At 53.8% G+C, this 21,296-nt stretch carries 22 protein-coding genes; 21 read left to right on the top strand and 1 reads right to left on the bottom strand.

Translation table 11 applies throughout. The annotated features are described in order from the left end of the window. The first annotated feature begins 11 nt into the window (after nt 1–11). From ACFSW8_RS01110 to ACFSW8_RS01090, 5 genes are all read left to right on the top strand, one after another. Nucleotides 12–1,577 (top strand): MFS transporter, encoded by a 1,566-nt coding sequence (locus ACFSW8_RS01110; RefSeq protein WP_377091142.1) that lies wholly within the window; start codon nt 12–14, stop codon nt 1,575–1,577. A 39-nt stretch (nt 1,578–1,616) separates the two neighbouring features. Next, the gene (locus ACFSW8_RS01105; RefSeq protein ID WP_377091143.1) at nt 1,617–3,134 is read left to right on the top strand and encodes a xylulokinase; all 1,518 of its coding nucleotides are present in this window, start codon (nt 1,617–1,619) and stop codon (nt 3,132–3,134) included. Nucleotides 3,135–3,211: 77 nt separating this feature from the next. Continuing rightward, nucleotides 3,212–4,249: a sugar phosphate isomerase/epimerase family protein gene (locus tag ACFSW8_RS01100; RefSeq protein ID WP_377091145.1), complete on the top strand. Its 1,038-nt coding sequence runs from the start codon at nt 3,212–3,214 to the stop codon at nt 4,247–4,249. Between the two features lie 97 nt (nt 4,250–4,346). Then, complete coding sequence (locus ACFSW8_RS01095) at nt 4,347–4,697, top strand: four helix bundle protein (protein ID WP_377091146.1); 351 nt, start codon at nt 4,347–4,349, stop codon at nt 4,695–4,697. 21 nt (nt 4,698–4,718) lie between these two features. After that, nucleotides 4,719–5,882: a Gfo/Idh/MocA family protein gene (locus ACFSW8_RS01090; protein WP_377091147.1), complete on the top strand. Its 1,164-nt coding sequence runs from the start codon at nt 4,719–4,721 to the stop codon at nt 5,880–5,882. 67 nt (nt 5,883–5,949) lie between these two features. Here the strand turns inward: ACFSW8_RS01090 and ACFSW8_RS01085 are convergent, their stop codons facing one another. Then, nucleotides 5,950–7,281, bottom strand: a complete 1,332-nt coding sequence (locus tag ACFSW8_RS01085; protein ID WP_377091148.1) for a hypothetical protein — start codon at nt 7,279–7,281, stop codon at nt 5,950–5,952. A gap of 97 nt (nt 7,282–7,378) precedes the next feature. Between ACFSW8_RS01085 and ACFSW8_RS01080 the strand changes: the two genes are divergently transcribed. From ACFSW8_RS01080 to ACFSW8_RS01005, 16 genes are all read left to right on the top strand, one after another. After that, complete coding sequence (locus ACFSW8_RS01080; RefSeq protein ID WP_377091609.1) at nt 7,379–8,521, top strand: saccharopine dehydrogenase family protein; 1,143 nt, start codon at nt 7,379–7,381, stop codon at nt 8,519–8,521. A gap of 13 nt (nt 8,522–8,534) precedes the next feature. Next, nucleotides 8,535–10,073, top strand: coding sequence for an L-piperidine-6-carboxylate dehydrogenase (amaB, locus tag ACFSW8_RS01075; RefSeq protein ID WP_377091149.1), 1,539 nt, complete (start codon nt 8,535–8,537; stop codon nt 10,071–10,073). A gap of 112 nt (nt 10,074–10,185) precedes the next feature. Beyond that, complete coding sequence (gene hisG / locus ACFSW8_RS01070) at nt 10,186–11,061, top strand: ATP phosphoribosyltransferase (RefSeq protein ID WP_377091151.1); 876 nt, start codon at nt 10,186–10,188, stop codon at nt 11,059–11,061. A gap of 41 nt (nt 11,062–11,102) precedes the next feature. Then, the gene (locus ACFSW8_RS01065) at nt 11,103–11,207 is read left to right on the top strand and encodes an AURKAIP1/COX24 domain-containing protein (protein ID WP_018969326.1); all 105 of its coding nucleotides are present in this window, start codon (nt 11,103–11,105) and stop codon (nt 11,205–11,207) included. A gap of 180 nt (nt 11,208–11,387) precedes the next feature. Beyond that, nucleotides 11,388–12,176 (top strand): indole-3-glycerol phosphate synthase TrpC, encoded by a 789-nt coding sequence (trpC, locus tag ACFSW8_RS01060; protein WP_377091153.1) that lies wholly within the window; start codon nt 11,388–11,390, stop codon nt 12,174–12,176. 27 nt (nt 12,177–12,203) lie between these two features. Next, nucleotides 12,204–13,337, top strand: a complete 1,134-nt coding sequence (gene thiH, locus ACFSW8_RS01055; protein WP_377177226.1) for a 2-iminoacetate synthase ThiH — start codon at nt 12,204–12,206, stop codon at nt 13,335–13,337. A gap of 15 nt (nt 13,338–13,352) precedes the next feature. Next, entirely contained in the window at nt 13,353–13,550 is a 198-nt protein-coding gene (gene thiS / locus ACFSW8_RS01050) for a sulfur carrier protein ThiS (protein WP_377091156.1), read from the top strand. A gap of 15 nt (nt 13,551–13,565) precedes the next feature. Continuing rightward, nucleotides 13,566–14,210: an HD domain-containing protein gene (locus ACFSW8_RS01045; RefSeq protein ID WP_377091157.1), complete on the top strand. Its 645-nt coding sequence runs from the start codon at nt 13,566–13,568 to the stop codon at nt 14,208–14,210. Continuing rightward, on the top strand, nt 14,207–15,454 hold the full coding sequence (gene rsmB, locus ACFSW8_RS01040; RefSeq protein WP_377091158.1) for a 16S rRNA (cytosine(967)-C(5))-methyltransferase RsmB: 1,248 nt from the start codon (nt 14,207–14,209) through the stop codon (nt 15,452–15,454). The genes ACFSW8_RS01045 and rsmB overlap by 4 nt, the downstream gene beginning before the upstream one ends. 131 nt (nt 15,455–15,585) lie before the next feature. Further along, the gene (locus ACFSW8_RS01035; protein WP_377177224.1) at nt 15,586–17,250 is read left to right on the top strand and encodes a SurA N-terminal domain-containing protein; all 1,665 of its coding nucleotides are present in this window, start codon (nt 15,586–15,588) and stop codon (nt 17,248–17,250) included. A gap of 72 nt (nt 17,251–17,322) precedes the next feature. Further along, nucleotides 17,323–17,655 carry a tetratricopeptide repeat protein gene (locus tag ACFSW8_RS01030; protein ID WP_377091160.1) on the top strand — a complete coding sequence of 111 codons (333 nt, stop codon included), beginning with the start codon at nt 17,323–17,325 and terminating at the stop codon, nt 17,653–17,655. Nucleotides 17,656–17,689: 34 nt separating this feature from the next. Continuing rightward, complete coding sequence (locus tag ACFSW8_RS01025; protein ID WP_377091161.1) at nt 17,690–18,037, top strand: four helix bundle protein; 348 nt, start codon at nt 17,690–17,692, stop codon at nt 18,035–18,037. Nucleotides 18,038–18,087: 50 nt separating this feature from the next. Then, complete coding sequence (gene metG / locus ACFSW8_RS01020; protein ID WP_377091162.1) at nt 18,088–19,665, top strand: methionine--tRNA ligase; 1,578 nt, start codon at nt 18,088–18,090, stop codon at nt 19,663–19,665. Between the two features lie 13 nt (nt 19,666–19,678). Continuing rightward, nucleotides 19,679–20,446, top strand: coding sequence for an inositol monophosphatase family protein (locus ACFSW8_RS01015; protein WP_377091163.1), 768 nt, complete (start codon nt 19,679–19,681; stop codon nt 20,444–20,446). A 12-nt stretch (nt 20,447–20,458) separates the two neighbouring features. Further along, entirely contained in the window at nt 20,459–20,920 is a 462-nt protein-coding gene (locus ACFSW8_RS01010) for a hypothetical protein (protein ID WP_377091164.1), read from the top strand. Next, nucleotides 20,904–21,227 carry a DUF3817 domain-containing protein gene (locus tag ACFSW8_RS01005; protein WP_377177222.1) on the top strand — a complete coding sequence of 108 codons (324 nt, stop codon included), beginning with the start codon at nt 20,904–20,906 and terminating at the stop codon, nt 21,225–21,227. The genes ACFSW8_RS01010 and ACFSW8_RS01005 overlap by 17 nt, the downstream gene beginning before the upstream one ends. Nucleotides 21,228–21,296 lie beyond the last annotated feature (69 nt).

The raw sequence follows: 21,296 nt of genomic DNA, 5'->3' as shown, positions 1-21,296 counted from the left end.
ACAGTACAAAAATGGACAAAACACTAACAAACAAGGAACGCTCTATCATCTTCTGGGCGAGCTTCCTCGCACTCATGGCCGCCGGCGTCGGTTTCGGTATCCGCGTTATGAGTATCGGTATCTGGGAAAAAGAATTCAATATCAGTGGCGCCGAAGCAGGTGGCCTCTTCGGCCAATCCCTCTGGCCAATCGCCGTAGGCATGATCCTCTTCAGCCTTATCGTCGACAAAATCGGATACAAAATCTCCATGATGATCTCAGCGGCTTGCTTCATTGCCTCCTGTATCTGGACTATCTTCACACGTGATTTTGCTTCAGCTAAGTACTCATTCCTCCTTTTCGGCTTTGCTCACGGTATCGTGGAAGCGGTGATCAACCCGCTCTGTGCCACCATGTACAAAACCCAAAAATCCAAGATGCTCAACATCCTCCACGCTTCATGGCCAGCGGGTGTTGCTCTCGGTGCTATGATTTTCATCCTTCTAGGAACTGGTGACTCTCCATCACTTGCATGGCGCGAGATGTTCTGGTTCGTTCTCACTCCAGTACTCGCATTCGGCGTCATGTTCCTCATGTGCCACAACTACCCTGAAGACGAACGCGTTGAAGCAAATGTCCCATACACAGACATGCTCCGTGAATTCGGCGGCCTCGGTATCTTCCTCGCCGTCACCTTCCTCTTCTATGAGTTCGCTACCCAAGCTGGTGCTCTCTCTGATGGCTATGATCGCATTATTACCAGCTTAGCGGTTGGTTCCCTAGCCGGACTCATTTCAGGCTTCGCTCTCAAATCAGCAGGTAAAGTTCTCTTCTTCATCCTCTGTCTCACCATGATCCCACTGGCAACTGCTGAGCTTGCTACTGATGCTTGGATCAAAAAACTCATGGAGCCAGTTCTCTCTACCGAGTATAACCTTAACTCTGGTTGGGCAATCGTCTTCTCCTCACTTATCATGATGGTTCTCCGCTTCTTCGCTGGTGTGCCACTTAAGTACATGTCCCCACCAATCCTCCTCGTAGTCAGTGCTATTTTCTCAACAGTTGGACTCTTCGTTCTCTCTGGAGCTACAGGTGTTACCATCTTCATCGCATTCATCCTCTATGGGGTCGGCCAAACATTCTACTGGCCTACAATCCTCGGCTTCACCGCTGAACAGTTCCCAAAAGGCGGCGCAATGACCCTCAACACGGTCTCCGCTATGGGTCTCCTAACCCTCGGTATTTTCGGTGTACCATTCCTCGGTGCGACCAGTGATAACTTCAATGCTAACCTCGTCAAAGAAACCGCTCCTAAAGTGTACGAAGTACGTAAAGAAGACCAAAACTTCTTCGGGTGGAAATACGAAAAAGTCGACATGGCAGCAGTCAAAGAAGACATGAAGTTCCCTGAAACAGAGGCTGAGCAAACTCCTGAACAAAAACAGTTCGTTGTCGACCTCGACAACAACCAACGTAAAGTTCTCAAGGTTGCTGCTTTCTTCCCTGCAATCTTGGGTGTCTGCTACCTCATTATTGCACTCTTCTACAAGTCACGCGGCGGTTACAAACCTGTCGTGCTTGAATCCTCATGGGAATAAACCTTCCCACATAGCTTAGGTATAGTGTAAACCCCCACTATGCATTTGGGCCTAGATTGTTCTACTCAGAGTCTCTCCGCCATTCTAATAGACGTTAGAAACGGAGAGACTCTTTGCGAACACTCAGTCAACTTCGAGGCAGAACTGCCTCACTATCAAACAAGTCACGGCTTTGTGCGCGGCACTGAGCCTGATGAGTTTTTCTCAAACCCACTCATGTGGGTGGAAGCCCTAGACCTCCTGCTCTCTAAGATGCAGCAAGACGGTGCTCCGCTAAGTGCTATTGCAACAATTTGCGGATCCGCCCAACAACACGCCACCGTCTACCTCAATGACAACTTCGAGCGAGCCCTTGAGAACCTCTCTCCTAACATCCCTCTCATCGAACAACTTGGCGATTGCTTTACCCGCCCCGTCTCCCCCATCTGGTTAGACGCCTCCACTTCCCAAGACTGCCAAGAAATTACCCAAACTATCGGCAGCTCACGTAAAATTACAAAACGCACTGGCTCTGCCGCCATCGAACGCTTCTCAGCCGCGCAAATTCGCAAACACGCCAAACAATTCCCTGAGCGCTGGCACGAAACCAAGCACGTCCACCTCGTTTCCTCATTCCTTTGCTCCCTGCTCGTCGGTAAATCTGCCGCCATCGACTACGGTGACGGCGCTGGCATGAACCTCATGCATATCAATAAACGGCGCTGGGATAAAAAAATGGCCAACGCCACCGCGCCCGGTACGCTCGATCGCCTACCAGAACTCAAACGTACCACCCAAATCGCCGGTACCATCGCCCCCTACTTTTCCTCAAAATATGGTTTCAACGAGCGCACCCGCTGCACCCATTGGACCGGAGATAACCCCGCAAGCCTCGTCGGCATGGGCGTCATCCACCCCGGAACCTGGGTGATCTCGCTCGGCACCTCCTACACCCTCTTCTCCGCCGTCAAATCCCCCTTCCCAGACCCCATGGGATACGGACATATCTTCGGCAACCCCGTCGGGGAATACATGTCCCTCTCGTGCTTTAAAAATGGCGCCCTCGCCTGCGTCGCTCTCAAAAATCAACTGGACATCACCTGGGCCGAATTCGACGCCCTCCTGCGCATCCCCCGCACAGCCGAGAGCCCCGTCAGCCTCCCCTTCTACGAAACTGAAATCACCCCACCTGCCGCCGCCCTCGAGCAAATCACCTCAGACCCAGCCGCACTCATCGATGGCCAGTTTCTTAACATGCGCCTCCATAGCCTCTGGCACGGAGAATTCCCTGAAACCATCGTCGTCACCGGCGGCATCTCACAAAGCGATGGCGTCTGCCAAACAATCGCTAACATTTTCCAACGCCCAGTCCAACGACTCAGCTCACACGCCTCGGCCTCACTCGGTGCCGCACTCATCGCTGCACACGCCGATGGCTATGATATCGACTCCCTCATCGAGCAGTTCTGCCTGCCAAAAGAGGGTGCCACCATCGAGCCAGATCCCGCCACTGAAGTGATATACCAAGCACTTGGCGAAAAGTTCACAGACCAGCTCTACCAACACCTTAGAAAGTAAGGAATGGCGTGGATTTTACTCGATTTCTCCCCCGCTGATCTCTATTCCTTTCGCTCAGATTATCACCAGAAAATTCAATGCGTAAGGTTACTTTATTCACAGGTCAGTGGGCCGACCTCCCATCAGAGGAGCTCTTCCCAAAAGTCAAAGAAATGGGCTATGATGGCGTAGAACTCGCCTGCTGGGGCGACCACTTCGATGTCCAAAAAGCTCTCAATGAAGAGGGTTACTGCGAAGCCAAATGGGCACAGTTAGACAATGCCGGTATCACCTGCTTTGCCATCTCCGCTCACCTTGTCGGCCAAGCCATCTGTGACCTCATCGATGAACGCCACAAGTCCATCCTCCCACAACACGTCTGGGGAGATGGTGACGCGGAAGGTGTCCGCCAACGCGCGGCCCAGGAAATGATCGACACCGCCAAAGCGGCCCGCAAATTCTTCGACCTCAAGCCCGGTGGAGCTCCTGAAAAAGTCGTCGTCAATGGCTTCACTGGCTCCTCCATCTGGGGCGCACTCTACGCATTCCCACCCACTTCCCAAGAATATATCCAAAAAGGCTTCGATGACTTCGCTAGCCGCTTCACCCCCATTATGGACGCCTTCGCACAACAAGACGTCTACTTCGCTCTCGAAGTCCACCCCACTGAAATCGCATTCGATATCGCCTCCGCCGAGCGCGCCCTCGAAGCTCTCAACCACCACCCACGCTTCGGCTTCAACTACGACCCATCACACCTCGCCTACCAAGGTGTCGACTACGTCAAATTTATCTACACCTTCTCCGACCGCATCAACCATTGCCACATGAAAGACGTCTGGTTCGGCCATGGTGACGGCACCGTTGGCGTCTTCGGTGGCCACACAGACTTCCTCGACCCACGTCGCTATTGGGACTTCCGCTCAGTCGGCCGCGGTGACGTAAAATTCGAAGATATCATCGTCGCCCTCAACGATATCCACTACGCTGGCCCACTCTCCGTAGAATGGGAAGATGGACGCATGGACCGCTTCCACGGTGCTACCGAATCCTGCGAATACGTGCGCAAGCTCGACTTCCCACGCAATACCAACCTCGCCTTCGACGGAGCATTCGATAACGACGCGCAGGGATAAGTTGCTCAGTTTCACAGTTACTAAGTTGCTTGGTTACTTTGCGTCCTGCGCATATAACTAAGCAACTATACCTCTAAGTAACAAAGCAACCACCCCCATGCCTTACCAATCTTTTGAAGACCTTGATGTTTGGAAACGTGCCTGCCAACAAGCCGTCACCATTGTTAAAGAAGTAGAAAAATTCGCCTCTTTTGAACTCAAAAATCAAATGACCCGTGCCGCTATTTCAGTCCCTTCTAACATCGCGGAAGGTCATGGCAGGGTAACTCCAAAAGATTTTTCTAAATTTCTCCGCATCGCGCTAGGCTCAAACAACGAACTTAAAACGCAAATCTACATTTGCCTCAAACTCAACCTAATAACACCCGAAACTGGCAAATCTCTCATCGAAGAAAATACGATCATCGCCAAAATGATTCAAAGCCTTCGAAAATCACTCAATGACTAAGCAACCAAGCAACTATTTACCATGACACCAACCAACAAAGTAAGAATGGGCATGATCGGCGGTGGCCGCGGCGCCTTCATCGGTGCTGTCCACCGTATCGCCGCTGCGATCGACCAACAAATTGAACTCGTCTGTGGTGCTTTCTCCTCCGACCCAGAGCGCTCCAAAGACTCCGGCGCAGACCTCTACCTCTCCCCCGAACGTTGCTACGGCACTTTCGAAGAAATGATGGAAAAAGAAGCAGCACTCCCCGCGGATCAACGCATGCAATTCGTGGCAATTGTCACCCCAAACCACGTCCACTTCCCAGCTGCTAAAGCAGCCCTCGAAGCCGGCTTCCACGTCTTCTGTGATAAACCAGTCACCCTCGACCTCGCAGAAGCGAAAGAACTTAAAAAAATCGTCGAGTCATCAGGTAAACTCTTCGGCCTCACTCACACCTACACTGGTTACCCGATGGTCAAACAAGCACGCCACATGGTTGCAAACGGGGACCTCGGTGAAATCCGTAAAGTCGCCGTCGAATACCCACAAGGCTGGCTCGCCGACGCCATCGATACCGAAGGCCAAAAACAAGCCGCTTGGCGTACCGACCCTAAAAAATCAGGCGCCGCTGGCTGCATGGGTGATATCGGCACCCACGCTGAAAACCTCGCAGAAGAAATTACTGGCCTCCACATCTCCGAACTCGCCGCTGACCTCACAGCCTTCGTCCCGGGCAGACGCCTTGACGACGATGGCAACGTCCTCTTGCGCTTCGTAGGCGGTGCCAAAGGTCTCCTCATGGCATCACAAATCGCAGTCGGTGAAGAAAATAACCTCGCCATCAGAGTCTGGGGTGCCAATGGCGGACTTGAGTGGCACCAAAACGAGCCAAACACGCTCATCTTTAAACCTAAAGATGCCCCTGCCCAACTCTACCGCACCGGCAATGACTACAACTGCGACGCTGCAAAAGCTGCCACCCGCACCCCAGCCTCACATCCAGAAGGCTACCTCGAAGCATTCGCCAACCTCTACCTCAACTTCGCTAACCATATCCGCGCAGTTGAAGCAGGTGAAACCCCCGATGCCTTCGCCACCGATTACCCAAAAATCGACGACGGAATTCGCGGCATGGCATTCATCGAAGCCGTGGTCGCCTCCAGCGCCAACAACGCAGCCTGGACCTCCTTCGACGTCTAATACCACTACACATTATTCTACAAAAAAAAGAGGTAGCTTCTGGAGCTACCTCTTTTTTTTTTGTTCTTCATTGAATTCTTGGGTCTGTCTCTGCAATTACCTGATTGATCCCCTCCTGGTTGAAACCCTTATACCCGTCGCGCCGCTCCAGATTCTCTAAATGCGACCCCAGTGCACCATTCTTCTCAAACTCCCTCGCTTCAGCAGCGCTCAGCCCCTTTCCTAACAAAGCATGAAGGCGCTCTGGCTCCACCCGCCACCACTCACCTTGCGTAAATTGTTGCTTTAAATACGGTAAGTCACTGAAGGGCCGCATCAACTTCACACCTGCCTCCTCCAAACCTCTCGCTAAAGCCTCAAAGTCAAATTGACACTCCAAATGGTGCATCCCTGCCTGAAACAAACTCTCCCCATGCAGAGCACACCACATCCCCACCGTCCCCAACCCATCCTTCTCACCTAATCCCTGATGAGAAAAATCACCTCGTACCTCCTCAGCACTCATATCAACATCCGCAAAGACCACAATCCCCGCCTCCCCTGACTCCAAGACCTGCGCCCCCCACCCAGCCCCCGCACCCGCATAAAATCGCTCCCGACATTGCAAGCCCAACATCTCTAGCACCCCCACTAAGCTCGAAAAACTCCTGCGGCTCGAACGATAAGTATGGTGGTCGTGGTTCGCCCACCCTAAGCCCAGCCCTCCCTGGCGCTCGTACTGCATGCGCGCCACCCGATTGCGCCCCATCCAATACTTCCGCTCCGCTCTAAAAAAACAATCCGCAGCCACCGCCTGCCCCAAGCCCCCCACAAGCCTCTTCAACATGTACTCTAACATGGCGAACGCTTGGTCCATATCCTCATAGTTTCTCCGCCGAGTGCTCACATACTCTAACATTTCTTGATAGAGCACACTGTACTGATCCCCAACCTCCAGTACCTCCATCGCCCTGCTTCCGTGGCGCTCCACCACTGAAAGATAAAAATCCCGCTGCTCAGTTACAACGAGGCGTCTAACTGGTGCCCACGGCTTCCCCTGAATCGTCCCATGCACCCCGTGAACTGCCGCAAAATCCACACACGCATCCACCTTTAACTGAGCCCCCCACTCACTCCGACAGCCCAACACCTCCCGAGTCACCACTCTCGGAAAAACCGCTCCCGGATGCCTCCACCCGCCATAGCGATCAAGCTCAAAACCTACCTCCACCAATCGCTCAACCTCCCCATCGGGAACCAATAAACAGTCCAGCCAGTCAAATAACCGCGTGCCCGTCTCCACTCGCATACGTTCCTCTAAAGCACGTAAATAACCACTGCGCCCCAACACCTCTGCATACCAAGCATCTAACACCCTCTGGGCGTCTCGCTCAGGCTTCCATGCAAACGCTAAATCCACTCCACATTATCTCCCGAAGCCCCCCCTTAAGCAAGCAAACCTTTCCTTTCTCCCACCTGAACTTCGTGATAAATTAAAGATTCACCCCTCATTGTTTATGCGAGAAATCCTCCTCATTGGCTGTGGCAAAATTGGCACCACCATCGCCAGGATGCTGGCTAAAACCCACGACTACCACCTCACCCTAGCGGACCTCTCCACACAACGCCTATCCCAACTCAAGTCCCTCCCCAATATCCGCGCCACCCTCCCACTCGATGTCTCAGACCCACAGGCATTAGACCGCGCCATGCAGGACAAAGTCGCCGTCATCAGCGCCCTAGCATACCCACTCTGCCCAACTATTGCGCAGGCAGCACAACGAAACAAACTCAGCTACTACGACCTCACTGAAGATACCGAAGTCAGCACACACATTGCTGAACTTGCTCAATCCTCCTCGCCTCCACAAATCTTCGTACCGCAGTGCGGGCTCGCCCCGGGCTTCATCGCCATCGTCGCCAAACACCTCGCTGAACAATTCGACACAGTCGATTCCATTTCTATGCGCGTTGGCGCTCTGCCACTCTATCCAACAAATGCCCTCAAGTACAACCTCACCTGGTCAACACTGGGCCTCATCAACGAATACTGCCAACCCTGCCAAATCCTCCAAGACGGCAAACTGCACTCAGTACCCGCTCTCTCCGAACTCGAATCACTCTCCATCGACGGCACCCGCTACGAAGCCTTCCACACCTCCGGTGGCGTCGGCTCACTGTGCTCGTCCCTACTCACCCAAGCACGTCACATTGACTACAAAACTATCCGCTACCCAGGCCATCGCGACCTCATCCGCTTTCTCCTCCACGACCTCAAGTTTGAGTCCCGCCGTGGGCTGCTCTGCGAGCTCATGGAAAATGCCATCCCCAGCACCGAACAAGACTACGTCCTCAGCTTCTGCAATGTCACTGGGACCAAAGAGGGAAAACTGATCCAACTCAGTGATGCGCGCAAAATCTACCACACCCAACTCGATGGCAAACACCTCTCAGCCATCCAGTTCACCACCGCCGCAAGCCTCTGCGCCGTGGTCGACCTCACCCAACTCGCACCCACCCCGAACCAATCAGGCCTCATCCACCAGGAAGACATCCCCCTCACTGACTTCCTCAAGAACCGCTTCGGCAAATACTTCGAACTAGGCAATACCGAAAGTGCACAGGTCACCCAGCCCTCCGCCATCATTGCCTCAAACTAAACCCACTCCTCGCATGTCTAATCCCAGTTCCAGCTCCATCTCAGACCTCGGCATCACCGCTACTAACCCTAGTATCCTCTGTTCCCTCCTCCCACACGAACACCACGGACCCACCATCCCCGCCGAAAGCCCGATCGATGCTTCGCAAATTGCTCAGGTGCACCTCGCCTCTCCAGAGAACACTTCCCAAGTACTCGACAAACTCCCCACCGCCTTCAAGCAATGGCGCCAAGTCCCCGCCCCAGTCCGCGGCCAACTCATCAGACGCTTCTCCGAACAACTCCGCCACCACCAACAGGCCCTCGCCGCACTCATCACCCTCGAGGTTGGCAAAATCCACAGCGAAGCACTCGGCGAAGTCCAAGAAATGATCGATATCTGCGAGTTCGCCCTCGGCCTCAGCCGCCAACTCCATGGACTCACCATCGCCACCGAACGCCCAAATCACCGCCTCATGGAACAATGGCACCCGCTCGGGCCAGTCGCCATCATCACCGCCTTTAACTTCCCAGTCGCCGTCTGGGCATGGAATGCCACTCTCGCCCTCATCTGTGGCAACCCCATCATCTGGAAACCCTCACATAAAGCCCCACTCTGCGCCGTCGCCTGCCACAATCTGCTGGAGCAATGCATCCAAAATACTCCCCAAGCCCCTCCCGCCTTGAGCTCCGTCATTATCGGCAGAAATGATGTCGGCAAACAACTAGCCAGCCACCCGACCTGCCCCCTCGTCAGCGCCACAGGCAGCGTCGCGATGGGGCGCGACGTCGGCACCACCGTCGCCTCCCGCTTCGGCAGAAGCTTGCTTGAACTCGGTGGAAACAATGCAATGATCGTCACCGAACACGCCAACCTAGACCTCGCTCTCCGCGCCATCCTCTTCTCCGCCGTCGGCACCGCAGGCCAACGCTGCACCACCCTCAGACGCCTCATCCTCCACCCCTCCATCGCCACCTCCCTCTGCAACAAACTCACCAAGGTCTACACCACCCTCAACATTGGCGACCCAAGGGATGCCTCCACCCTCGTTGGCCCCCTCATCGACGCCCCCGCTGTTGCCTCTCATCACGCCGCCATCCAGCAAGCTCTTGCCGAAGGTGGTGAACTGCTCACCCCTCATTCCTGCGACTCGGTCTATCCAGAAGGCGGACACTACGTTGCCCCCACCATCCTGAAAATGCCCCCCCGCTCGCCCATCATGCAGCAAGAAACCTTCAGCCCAATACTCTATATTACCACCTACTCCGACCTCGGTGACGCAATCTCCCAACAAAATGATGTCCCACAAGGCCTCGCCAGCAGCATCTTCACCAACCAACTCCAAGAAGCTGAATACTTCCTCAGCCCTGCAGGCTCCGACTGCGGAATCGCCAATGTCAATATCGGCACCAGCGGCGCAGAAATAGGCGGCGCATTCGGTGGCGAAAAAGAAACCGGTGGCGGACGTGAATCCGGCTCCGATGCTTGGAAAAATTATATGCGCCGCACCACCAATACCATCAATTTCGGTGCCGACATGCCACTCGCCCAAGGCGTCACATTCGATACCTAAACCCACCCCACTTCCACGGCCAAATCCACCAATCTGCAAGATTGGCTAAAAATGCCTTGATTCTTGAGGCTAAGCCCTCCATAAGCCGCGTCCCAAAGCTTCTTCTAAAGCCATGGCAAACAAACTGAAAATCGCACTTCCTAAAGGGTCACTCCAAGACCCAACTCTCAAGCTTCTGGAAAAAGCAGGCTACAATGTCTACACTTCCAGCCGTGGCTTGCGTCCATCATCAGATGACTCAGAGCTCGATATCTACATGATCCGCGCACAAGAAATTGCCGGCTATATCGACTCCGGATTCCTCGACTGTGGCATCACCGGCCTCGACTGGGCCTACGAAAACCGTGCGGACCTCGTCGACCTCGCCGAGCTCCCATACTCACGCGCCACCACTCGCCCAACCAAATGGGTCCTCGTCGTCCCTGAAAACTCTCCAATCCAAACCGTCCAAGACCTCGAAGGAAAACGCATCGCCACTGAAGGCGTCGGCATCACCGAGCGCTACCTCGAAGAAAAAGGCGTCAAGGCTGACATCGAATTCTCCTGGGGTGCCACCGAAGTCAAGGTCCCTGACCTCGTCGACGCAATCGTCGACGTCACCGAAACTGGCAACTCCATCCGTGCAAACAAACTGCGCATCGTAGACACCCTCCTCACATCCTTCCCACACTTCTATTCCTCCAAGGACGCCCACGAAGATGAATGGAAACGTGGTAAAATGGAGCGCCTCGTCCTCATGCTCAAAGGTGCTCTCGACGCCCGCGATAAGGTAGGTCTCAAAATGAACCTCCCAGAAAAATCCTTGCAAGAGGTCATCGATACTCTACCTTCCCTCCGCCGACCAACTGTCTCACAACTCGCTGAAGATGGCTGGGTCGCAGTCGAAACCGTGATCGAAGAAACCGTCTCACGTAAAATTATCCCCACTCTCAAAGACCTTGGCGCTGAAGGTATCATCGAATACCCACTCAACAAACTCGTTCGCTAAGTTCGCATCCAATCTAATCAAACCGTAACCAACCAAAAATTATGGGTAGCCTAAAAAAGCGCCGTAAGGCCAAAATCAACAAGCACAAGCGCTCCAAGCGCTCGAAGGCAAATCGTCACAAGAAGCGTCTTCGTTACAAGTCATAACCATTGACCTGTAAAAGCTGGAAGAATCTCTTCCCAATAAAAGGCACGTGAGCATCCGTCTCCCGTGCCTTTTTTGCTGCCACCCTACCCACCAAAAATTCCCGCCGATTTCTCAAAATTGCAGTTTCCAATTCCCTCTGAGCCTCCTACATTCCGCGCGTGGACAAACTGACCGAAATCATGAATCACAAACGGCTCGAAGTCGAAGCCGTGATCCCGCGCATGCAAAAGCTTAAAGCTGCCGCCCTAGAACGCAATGAGTTCCGCGGCTTCCGCAGCGCTCTTGACCGTGGACCTGACCACCTCGGCGTTATCGCTGAAGTTAAAAAAGCTTCCCCATCCGCCGGCATCATCGACCCAAATTTCGACCCCGTCCGCCAAGCCCGCATGTACATCGACGGCGGCGCTTCCTGTATGTCCATCCTCACCGATGAGAAATACTTCAAGGGCCACCTCTCCTACCTCGCACAAATTGCGAAGGAATCCCCCATCCCCTGCTTGCGTAAAGACTTCATGGTCCACGAAGTCCAGATCTACGAAGCCGTCGTCTCAGGTGCCGACGCCATCCTCCTCATCGTCGCCGGCCTCAACGATGAAGAATTGAAAAAACTCTACGATATCGCCCGCACTTTCCAACTCGACGTCCTCGTCGAAGTTCACGACCTCCCAGAGATGGAACGCGCACTCGACCTCGGTGCCGACCTCATCGGCGTCAATAACCGCAACCTCAAAACCTTCACCACGGACCTCGCTACCACCGAACAACTCGTCGATGAAGTCCCCGATGATGTCCTCCTAGTTTCTGAGTCCGGTATCAAAACCACTGCCGACGGCCAACGCGTCCTCAATGCTGGCGCCAATGCCATCCTCGTGGGCGAATCCCTCATGCGTGCCAATAATCCAGCAGATGGCATTCAGTCCTACCTCAACCTCGTCGCCTCCACTGACAGCGACGTCATCGAAGCATAAGCTCAAACTACCAACTTCCAGTTCCTCTTGTCCTTCGTCGATACATTTAACCAGCTCCCCGAGTCGAAGTCACCTCTCCTCAAAAAGTTCGAGAGACTCATCGCTCCCACCTCTAACGAGCACCTAGAGGCCATGGCCGTTGAAGCGCGCACCATCACCCAGCGCAACTTCGGCAAAACCATGCGCCTCTTCGCCCCCCTCTATGTATCGAATGAATGCATCAACAATTGTAGCTACTGTGGCTTCTCCCGAGACAACCCCATCCTGCGCACCACCCTCACCATCGACCAAGTCGTCACCGAGGCGCGCCACCTCCACGCACTCGGATTCCGCAACATCCTCCTTGTAGCTGGCGAACACCCCAAGTTTGTCTCCGACGGCTACCTCCAAGATTGTATCGATGCCATCAAGTCATTCATCCCCACTATCGCCATCGAAGTGGGCCCCATGGAAGACCACCAGTACGCTGAAATTGTAGACCACGGCGGTGAAGGACTTATCGTCTACCAAGAAACCTACGTCCGCGAAGTCTATAGCAAACTCCACACCGCAGGACCCAAAAAGAACTTTGACTGGCGACTCGAATGCCCAGAGCGCGCCTATGCCGGCGGCTTCCGCAGAATCGGTATCGGCGCCCTCTTCGGCCTCGCACCCTGGCGCCAAGAAGCACTCGCCCTAGCTGCTCACCTCGAGTACCTCTACAAACATTGCTGGAAAGCAAGCTTCAGCGTCGCCTTCCCACGCATGCGACCCTACGCTGGAAATTACCAATACTCCCCAGACCCCGAGCTCTTCCTCGACGACCGTTCCTTCGTACAGCTCACCACCGCATTTCGTATCTGCTTCCCACATGTGAATATCGTTCTCTCCACCCGTGAACCGGCCCCCCTGCGTGACGCCATGATCCCCCTCGGTGTCACCCACATGTCCGCAGGCTCACAAACCGAACCCGGCGGCTATACCGGCGCAGGCCACGACGACCTCCACCTCACTGTCAAAGGCCGCCGCGTAGAAATCGAAGAACGCAAACCGTGCCAAAAAGCTACCGAACAATTCACTATCGATGATAAACGTAGCGCCTCACAAATCGCTGCCCTCCTCGATTCCAAAGGATACGAAGCCGTCTGGAAAGACTGGGATGAAGCCATCCTCAATCCCTAACTCATCCTAACACCTATGCTCACACTCAACGGTAAAGACCACCCACTCCCCGCGGATAACACAATCAGCGGCCTGCTTAAAGAACTCGGTCTCGATACCAAACCCGTCGTCGTTGAACACAATAAAGTCGCTCTCTTCCCACGCGATTACCCTAACACTACACTCAACGATAACGATTCCATTGAGATCATTACAATCGCCGCTGGCGGATAACTCTCATTCCCTCCCTTGCTTCAAAACGACTCCATACTCCCATTGTTAGAATCCCGTTGGTCGCTCTTCGCGAACCGCACCCAGCTCCCACACCCTCACAAAATGTGGGATGCCATTGCCACCCTCCACACCAGCCCAGAACGCACCTATCATAACATCCACCACGTCGCTGATTGCCTCGAGAAATTCGACGACTGGCCAGATAAGCCCACCGACTCAGCCCGTGACGCCATCGAACTCGCCATCTGGTTCCACGACATCATCTACGATAGCCGCAGAGCCGATAATGAAGACTCCAGCGCAGCACTCCTAACTCACTTCATCCGTGGCCACGCCCTTGAAACCGAAGCCATCGCCCTCATCATGGCCACCGAACACAAGGAAGCTTCAGGCATGCGCTCAGAAGAAATCATCTGCGACATCGACCTCTCCATCCTCGGCGCCACTCCTGAAACCTACACGAACTACGCTACTGCAATCCGCTCCGAGTACGACTGGGTAGACCCAGAAACCTACCAACAAAAACGTACCCAAGTCCTCAACAACTTCCTCCAAAGAGAAAATATCTACCACACCGAACACGGTAGAAATGCCTGGCAAGCCCAAGCACAATCGAACCTTCAATCAGAAATCAAGCAACTCGCACACCCAACATCATGAGCATCAATATCCGCCGCCTCGCATCAGAAGCTCTCGAAGAATGGGAAGAAGGATTCGTCTATGCCGAAACCCTCGTCGACTCCGCCTCCAGACACTACAAAGTCTCACGCGAAGACCGCAACCTCCTCAACGCCCTCCTCCTGGGATGCATCAGAAATAAGCGGTTGTTAGACTTCTGGATCTCCCAACTACGCGATGGTAAAATCGATATGCAAGTGCGCTGCCACCTGCGCGTGGGCCTCTTCCAACTCTACCTCATGGGACTGCCCGACCACGCTGCGGTCAATGAAACCGTCAACTCAGCACGCAAAGGTATCCGCGGCCTCATCAATGCCCTCCTTCGCAAAGCTATCCGGGAGCGCGATACGCTTAAATCACTAGCGGATTCCCAACCCATCGCCATCCGCCTCTCCCACCCAGATTGGCTCGTCGACCGCTGGACCCAACAATACGGTGAAGCTGCCACCACCCAGCTCCTCGAGTGGAACCAACAACCCTCCCTCACCACCTTCCGCCTCAACCCCCTCAAACCCCATGGCCGTTCCATTGTTGAACTCTCTAACAAAGTAAAACCGCTCGCTGACCACCCCGACTTCTTCACCACCAATGGTCTCCCACCTCGCGAGTGGATTGATGAGGGGCTCATCTACATCCAAGACCCGGCCACCACCCACTCAGTCGAACTCATGCAGCCACGCAACGGCGAGTCCATCCTCGATGCCTGCGCTGCCCCAGGGGGGAAATCCACCCAAATTGCAGCCCTCATGCAGAACGCTGGATCCCTTCTCTGCACCGACTCAAACGCCAAACGCCTCCCGCGCCTCCAGCGCAACCTCGAACGCCTCGGCATCAATATCGCCACCACTGAAGAATGGGATTGGACCTGTCCACCACCGGAAAAATGGCACCAACAATTCGATGCCATCCTCCTTGATGTCCCATGCTCTAACACCGGAGTTATGCGCAAGCGCGTCGATGCCCGATGGCGCATGACCCCTGAAAATATTACCGAAATCACCCACATCCAACAAGCGATCCTCAAGCATGCGCTGGCTTGCCTCAAACCCGGTGGCCGACTCATCTACTCAACTTGCTCGATCGAAGCAGAGGAGAATACCAAACTCATCCATACCTTCCTTGAGGACCACCCAGAGCTCACACTGGCTGAAGAACAACAAATCCACCCAGCCACCCACCACACAGACGGCGCCTACGCCGCCCTCCTCACCCGCCAATCACGCTAATCAACGCCTCACGAACACCCAAAAAACCTCATTTCACAGTTGAAGCTTAGGATTTCTGCCCCTAAAACCCCTTGCGGCTTACTGTGCCCAGTGAGGCACACTACCATCTAACTGATACCACGCCACAGATCATGATCGAAAACATGCGTAAATACACCGGCCTCATGGCGGTCGTCATTGTCCTGCTCGCAGCAGGCCTCGTTGTCACAATGAACCAGACTGGCAGTGGCCATAGCGGCATCGGCAATGGCTTCATGAACGTCAATGGCGTCGGTCTCGACCGCAACGACTTCCGCAAAGAAGGCCAAAACACCGTCTCCGCAATCCAGCGCCTCGGCCAAGCCCAAAACTTCAACGACTTCTTTAAGCTCTCAGACTTTGCCCGTACCCTCACCGGCGCAGCAAACTCAGAAAGCCAAAGCTACATTAACTTCGTCACCAACCGCATCCTCCTCAAGCAAGGCGCCGAGAAACTCGGTCTCTATTCCTCACCTGAAGCTGCTGCCAAATACATCGAAGACAACATGTTCCAAGGCCGTGATGGTGCCTTTGATGCCACCATGTACCAAAACTACATCGATAGCCTCGGCAACCTCGGCCTCAAAGAAAGAGACTTCCAGCAACTCGTCGCTGAATACATCGTCTTCACGAAAACACGCGACCTCATCGGCGGCGGACTCACCCCCTCCGCATCCCAAACCATCACAGCTGACAAACTCAACCGCCAATCCATTGGCATGGACGTCGTCACCTTCAAACTCAACGACTACAAAAAAGACCTCGCCCCTAGCGATGAGGAAATCAAAGCCTACTGGGAAACGCACAAGGACAAATACAAAACCGACCGCCAGGTCAAACTGACCTACGTCCTTACCCATCTCGATGACTCAGATGAACCAAAACGCCCAACTCCTACTCCAGATGCCGACCCTGCTGAAGTCGCAAAACAAAACATCGAGTACCAAGAGAAAAAAGCTGCTTGGGATGAGCAACGCAAAAACCACACCAATATCCTCACCGGTATCTTCGACGACTTCCTCTTCGAAGTAGAGGAATCTGAAGGCCAAGACTTCGACAAAGCTGCTAAGGCGGCTCAAGAAGACGCTGGCGAAGACCTCAAAATCGTCACCACCGAAACCTTCACTGCTGACGCACTCCCCGCCGAGCTCGCTTCTCTCACCATCAAAAATGCACAGCCCGGCACCAGCATCTCCCAAGCAATCTTCGGAATGAAAATGAGCTCCGAACTCATCTACAATATCCAAAACTTTGGCGTCGGTCGCGATGGCCATATCGCCATCCGCCTCGATGAAGACATCCAACCAAAGGTTAAAGAATTCGAAGCCGCTAAAGAGGACGCTAAAGCCGACCTCATCACGAAACTCGCTACCGAGGCCATGACCAAAGCCGCCGAAGACGCAAAATCCAAGCTCACAGAAGCGGTTGCCGCCGGCAAATCCTTCACTGAGGCAGCTACCGAAGCTTCCCTCACCGCCACAAACATCGCACCATTCACCACTGCCACACCGCCGGCTGACCAAGCGAATGCTGCTGACTTCTTCCGCATCGCACAAACCACCGCTCCTAAGACAGTCGCCGAAGACCTCTCAAGCTCAGCTGACTCCACATCCATCATCTACGTCTCAAGCCGCACACTCACCATCGAGGGCGACGAGGCACTCAAGGAAACCCAGCTCGTCGATCAAGCTGCCAACCAACTCAAATACGTGGCTTTCAACGCCTGGATCCTTGGACTTAAAGACAATGCGGAACTCAAACTCCCACTCGCTCAATAAGCCCACCACCTAAGCCACTTCCCTATACCGTTCAGCCCGCCACTCCAGCGGGCTGACTTGCGCTCACTCACCATGTCTGAATCACTCCAAGATATCTTCGACGACGCCAATGGCGACCTCGCTATCGGCGACTTCGAAAACGCCATCGTAGGCTACCGCAAATGCGTCGAACTCGACCCAGAATTCTTCGACGGCTGGCAAGCACTCGGCATGGCCCTCATGAAAACCGGAGAGCTCAAAGAAGCCATCGGCTGCGGCATCCAAGCCACCATCCTTAAACCCAATGACCTCCTCGCCTGGACCGCACTCTCACAAATGTACGTCCAAGATGGCCAAATCGCAGAAGCCGAACACGCAAAACAAAATGCCACCATCCTCGGCATAGGCGGCAAAATTCAAAAGTGAAAAGTTAGATCTGAGAAGTTAGAGGTAAGTGAGAATGAAAAAGCTAGAAGACAGAACGTATGAGTTTGCTCTGCGAGTAATTAAGCTTACCAAGGCTCTTCCGAATGATCGTGAGACCAATCATATAGCTAACCAACTATTCAGATCAGCTACATCAGTAGCCGCTAACTACCGCGCATCAAGAAGAGGAAAATCAAAAAAAGACTTTATTGCAAAACTCGGCATTGTGCTGGAAGAAGCCGATGAATCACACTTCTGGCTCACTCTCATAATCGACACCAACCTTCTCCCTCAAGAAAAAGTCGCTCCACTCCAACAAGAAGCTTCTGAACTTACCGCCATTTTCACAACTTCGCTCAATACCGCTAAGGGTAACCCATAGTAAACTTTTTACTTACTTCTAACTTCTCAGATCTAACTTCTAACTTTCCAATGTCTTACTACATCACCACCGCTATCGACTACACCAACGGCTCGCCACACATCGGCCACGCCTACGAGAAAGTACTCGCCGATGTGCTTAACCGATACCGCAAACAAAAAGGCGAAGCGTCCTATTTCCTCACCGGCGTGGATCAACACGGCCAAAAAGTCCAACAGACTGCAGAAAAAGAAGGCGTCAACCCCAACACCTACGTAAAGCGCGTCACCAAAGGCTTCACCTCAGCGTGGGAAAAACTCGGACTCGACTACGATGGCTGGGCGGAAACCATCAACCCACTCCACAAAACCTGCGTCCAACAAATCCTCCAAAAACTCTACGACGAGGGCGCCATCTACAAAAAACAATACAAAGGGTTCTACTCCATCCGTCAGGAACAATTCCTCACCGACAAAGAACGCGACGAAAATGGTGAGTTCGGCCCCGAATGGGGACAAGTCGAAGAACGCGATGAAGAAAATTACTACTTCCGCCTCTCAGACCACGTCGATTGGCTTCGCGATTTCGTCAACACCAACGAAGGTTTCGTCATCCCATCCTTCCGTAGAGCTGATGTCCTCAATGCCATCGAGCGCGCAGAAGGCAACGACCTCTGTATCTCACGTCCAAAAGAACGACTCCGCTGGGGCATCGAACTCCCCTTCGATACAGAATTCGTCACCTTCGTCTGGTTCGATGCTCTCATCAACTACATCTCCTTTGCCGGCTATAACAAAGCGGAAGGCTCCGACCTCCCAGACTTCGACCAACTATGGCCAGCCAACCTCCACATCATTGGCAAAGACATCCTCGTGCCGTCCCACTCCATCTATTGGCCATGCATGCTGCGCGCCATGGGCTTCTCAGATACCGAAATGCCCACCCTTCTCGTGCACGGCTGGTGGAATATCAAATCCGGCGAAGGTTCAGAAAAAATGTCCAAATCTCTCGGCAATGTCGTTGACCCAGTCAACCTCGTCGAGCAATTCGGCCAAGATGCTGTCCGCTACTACCTCGTACGTGACATCCACACCGGCCGTGATTCGGACTACGATATCGAGCGACTCGTCATGCTCTTTAATACAGAACTAGCCAACAACCTCGGCAACCTCTGTAACCGTGCCCTGAACATGACCAAGCGCTATTGCGGCGGCACCATCACAGCTTCTAGCTTCGATGACCCCTCCAGCAAAGAACTGCGCGATTCCCTGAGCTACACTCTCGCAAAATACTCCGAGCACATGGACCAACATGCGCCCTCACACGCGCTCGAAGCCATTATCAGCTTCATCACCAGTGCCAACGTCTATGCCGAACAGCACAAGCCCTGGGAAATTGCCAAAGACGAATCCAAAACAGAAGAAGTCAATGCCGTCCTCAACCACATGGTCGAAGTCGTCGCCATCGCTTCTGTCCTACTCAAACCATTCATCCCAGAAGCCTGCGCCCGCATCCAAACTCAACTCAAAGCCGAGCACCTCAGCCAACTAACCCTGGATCAAGTCCAGTGGGGACTCATCCCAGTCGGCCACGAAGTCGCTAAGCCAAAGCCAGTCTTCCCACGCATCCAGTTAGAAAACCCTGAATAACCCATCGTTTGACATGAGCACACCCACCCCAAGCACTTTCCTCAAAACAGCGATCGAAGCAGCACACGCCTCAGGTGAGTTACTCATGGAGAACTTCGGCAAAGATCTCAATGTCGATGAAGCCCTGCACCACGATATCAAGCTTGCCCTTGACCGCGAGTCTCAAGACCTCATCACCAGCATCTTGCTCAAGCAATTTCCTGACCACGCGATCTACGGTGAAGAGGGGCTCGCTGGGAATCAGGAATCAGATTACCAATGGATCGTCGATCCCATCGATGGCACCGTCAACTATTTCTACGGCATCCCCCACTTCTGCATTTCCATAGCTCTGCGCCACAAAGAGGAACTCATTCTCGGGGTCATTCTAGACCCAGCCCTCGATGACCTCTGGACAGTAGAAAAAGGCGGCCCAGCCCTCCTCAATGGCAAAGAAATCTCCGTGTCTCCGCGCACAAAACTCGAAGAATCCATCCTCTTCGTCGGCTGTGGCAAGACAGAGGAAGCACTCGAAACTGGTCTCGCCCGCTTCAAACGCGCTTCCCTGCGCGCACGCAAAATGCGCATGATGGGCTCCGCCGCCCTCGGTATGGCCTACATCGCTACCGGCAGACTCGACGCCTACGTCGAAACTCGCATTTCTCTCTGGGATATTGCCGCCGGCCAGCTATTACTCGAAGCCGCTGGTGGAAAAACCGAACTCAAACCCGTCGAAGGGGAACCCGACGTCTGGAGTATCGTCGCCACCAACGGCAAAATACCCATCGAAGAAATCCTCTAACCCCAGATTCCCATGCCAAAAACCATCACCTTCAGCCTCCTCTCACTCATCTTCCTCAACCTCACGGCATGCGGCGTCTGGCAACCCGCACCAGACCTCGGTGCCGTAAAAGAACTCCACTATGAGGTCGACCAAAATGCCGTTGTGATTCCCGCTAAGTACGGCAAAACCTACGTCCTCGAAGGGAACGTCATTGCCCGATACAACGATTTCGACCTCGCTCGCGTGCACTCCACAGTCGTCGAACCTGGACATCTGGAAAAACAAGCAGGCTGCTACGACACCTACGAAGTGCGCGACAGAGAAGGCAAGCTTCTCAAGACGCTCATGCTCACCCCAGAAAATACAGAAAGCCTCTTGCGTTTCCGCCTAAACGAGCGGAACTACTTCATCAGTAACACCAATGTTTCAGGCTCCGTCCGCATCACCCTTCCATCTCACCAACTCGCATACCATCATGTTCCAACTCTCTAGCCCATTGGGCCGCTTCCGCCTCATTAGCATTCTCGAAGCCCTCTCATTCATCTACCTGCTCTATTGCTCCATCTACCTCAAGCGTATGCTCGGCGATGACTCCGCAATCCGCATTCCCGGCATGATCCACGGTGGTCTCTTCTGCGTCTATTGCCTCTTCCTCTTCCAAGCCATGGAAGTCGCCTCGTGGTCCGTCAAGCGCGCAGGTCTTATCTTCCTCACCTCTTTGGTGCCCATCGTCCCATTTTTTATCGAGCCTTGGCTCAAGCGTGAACAAGACCGCCTCCAAGGCTCCACACCAGCCTAGCCTCTTGCCTCACAACAATTTAATTAGTGCATCCAAAGGGCTTTATCGAGCCTGACGCATCCACACGTT

The sequence above is a fragment of the Rubritalea tangerina genome (assembly GCF_042683245.1).
Taxonomy (GTDB): domain Bacteria; phylum Verrucomicrobiota; class Verrucomicrobiia; order Verrucomicrobiales; family Akkermansiaceae; genus Rubritalea; species Rubritalea tangerina.
Note: the sequence above shows the minus strand (reverse complement) of the source record. Positions and strands in the feature narration are given on the sequence as shown.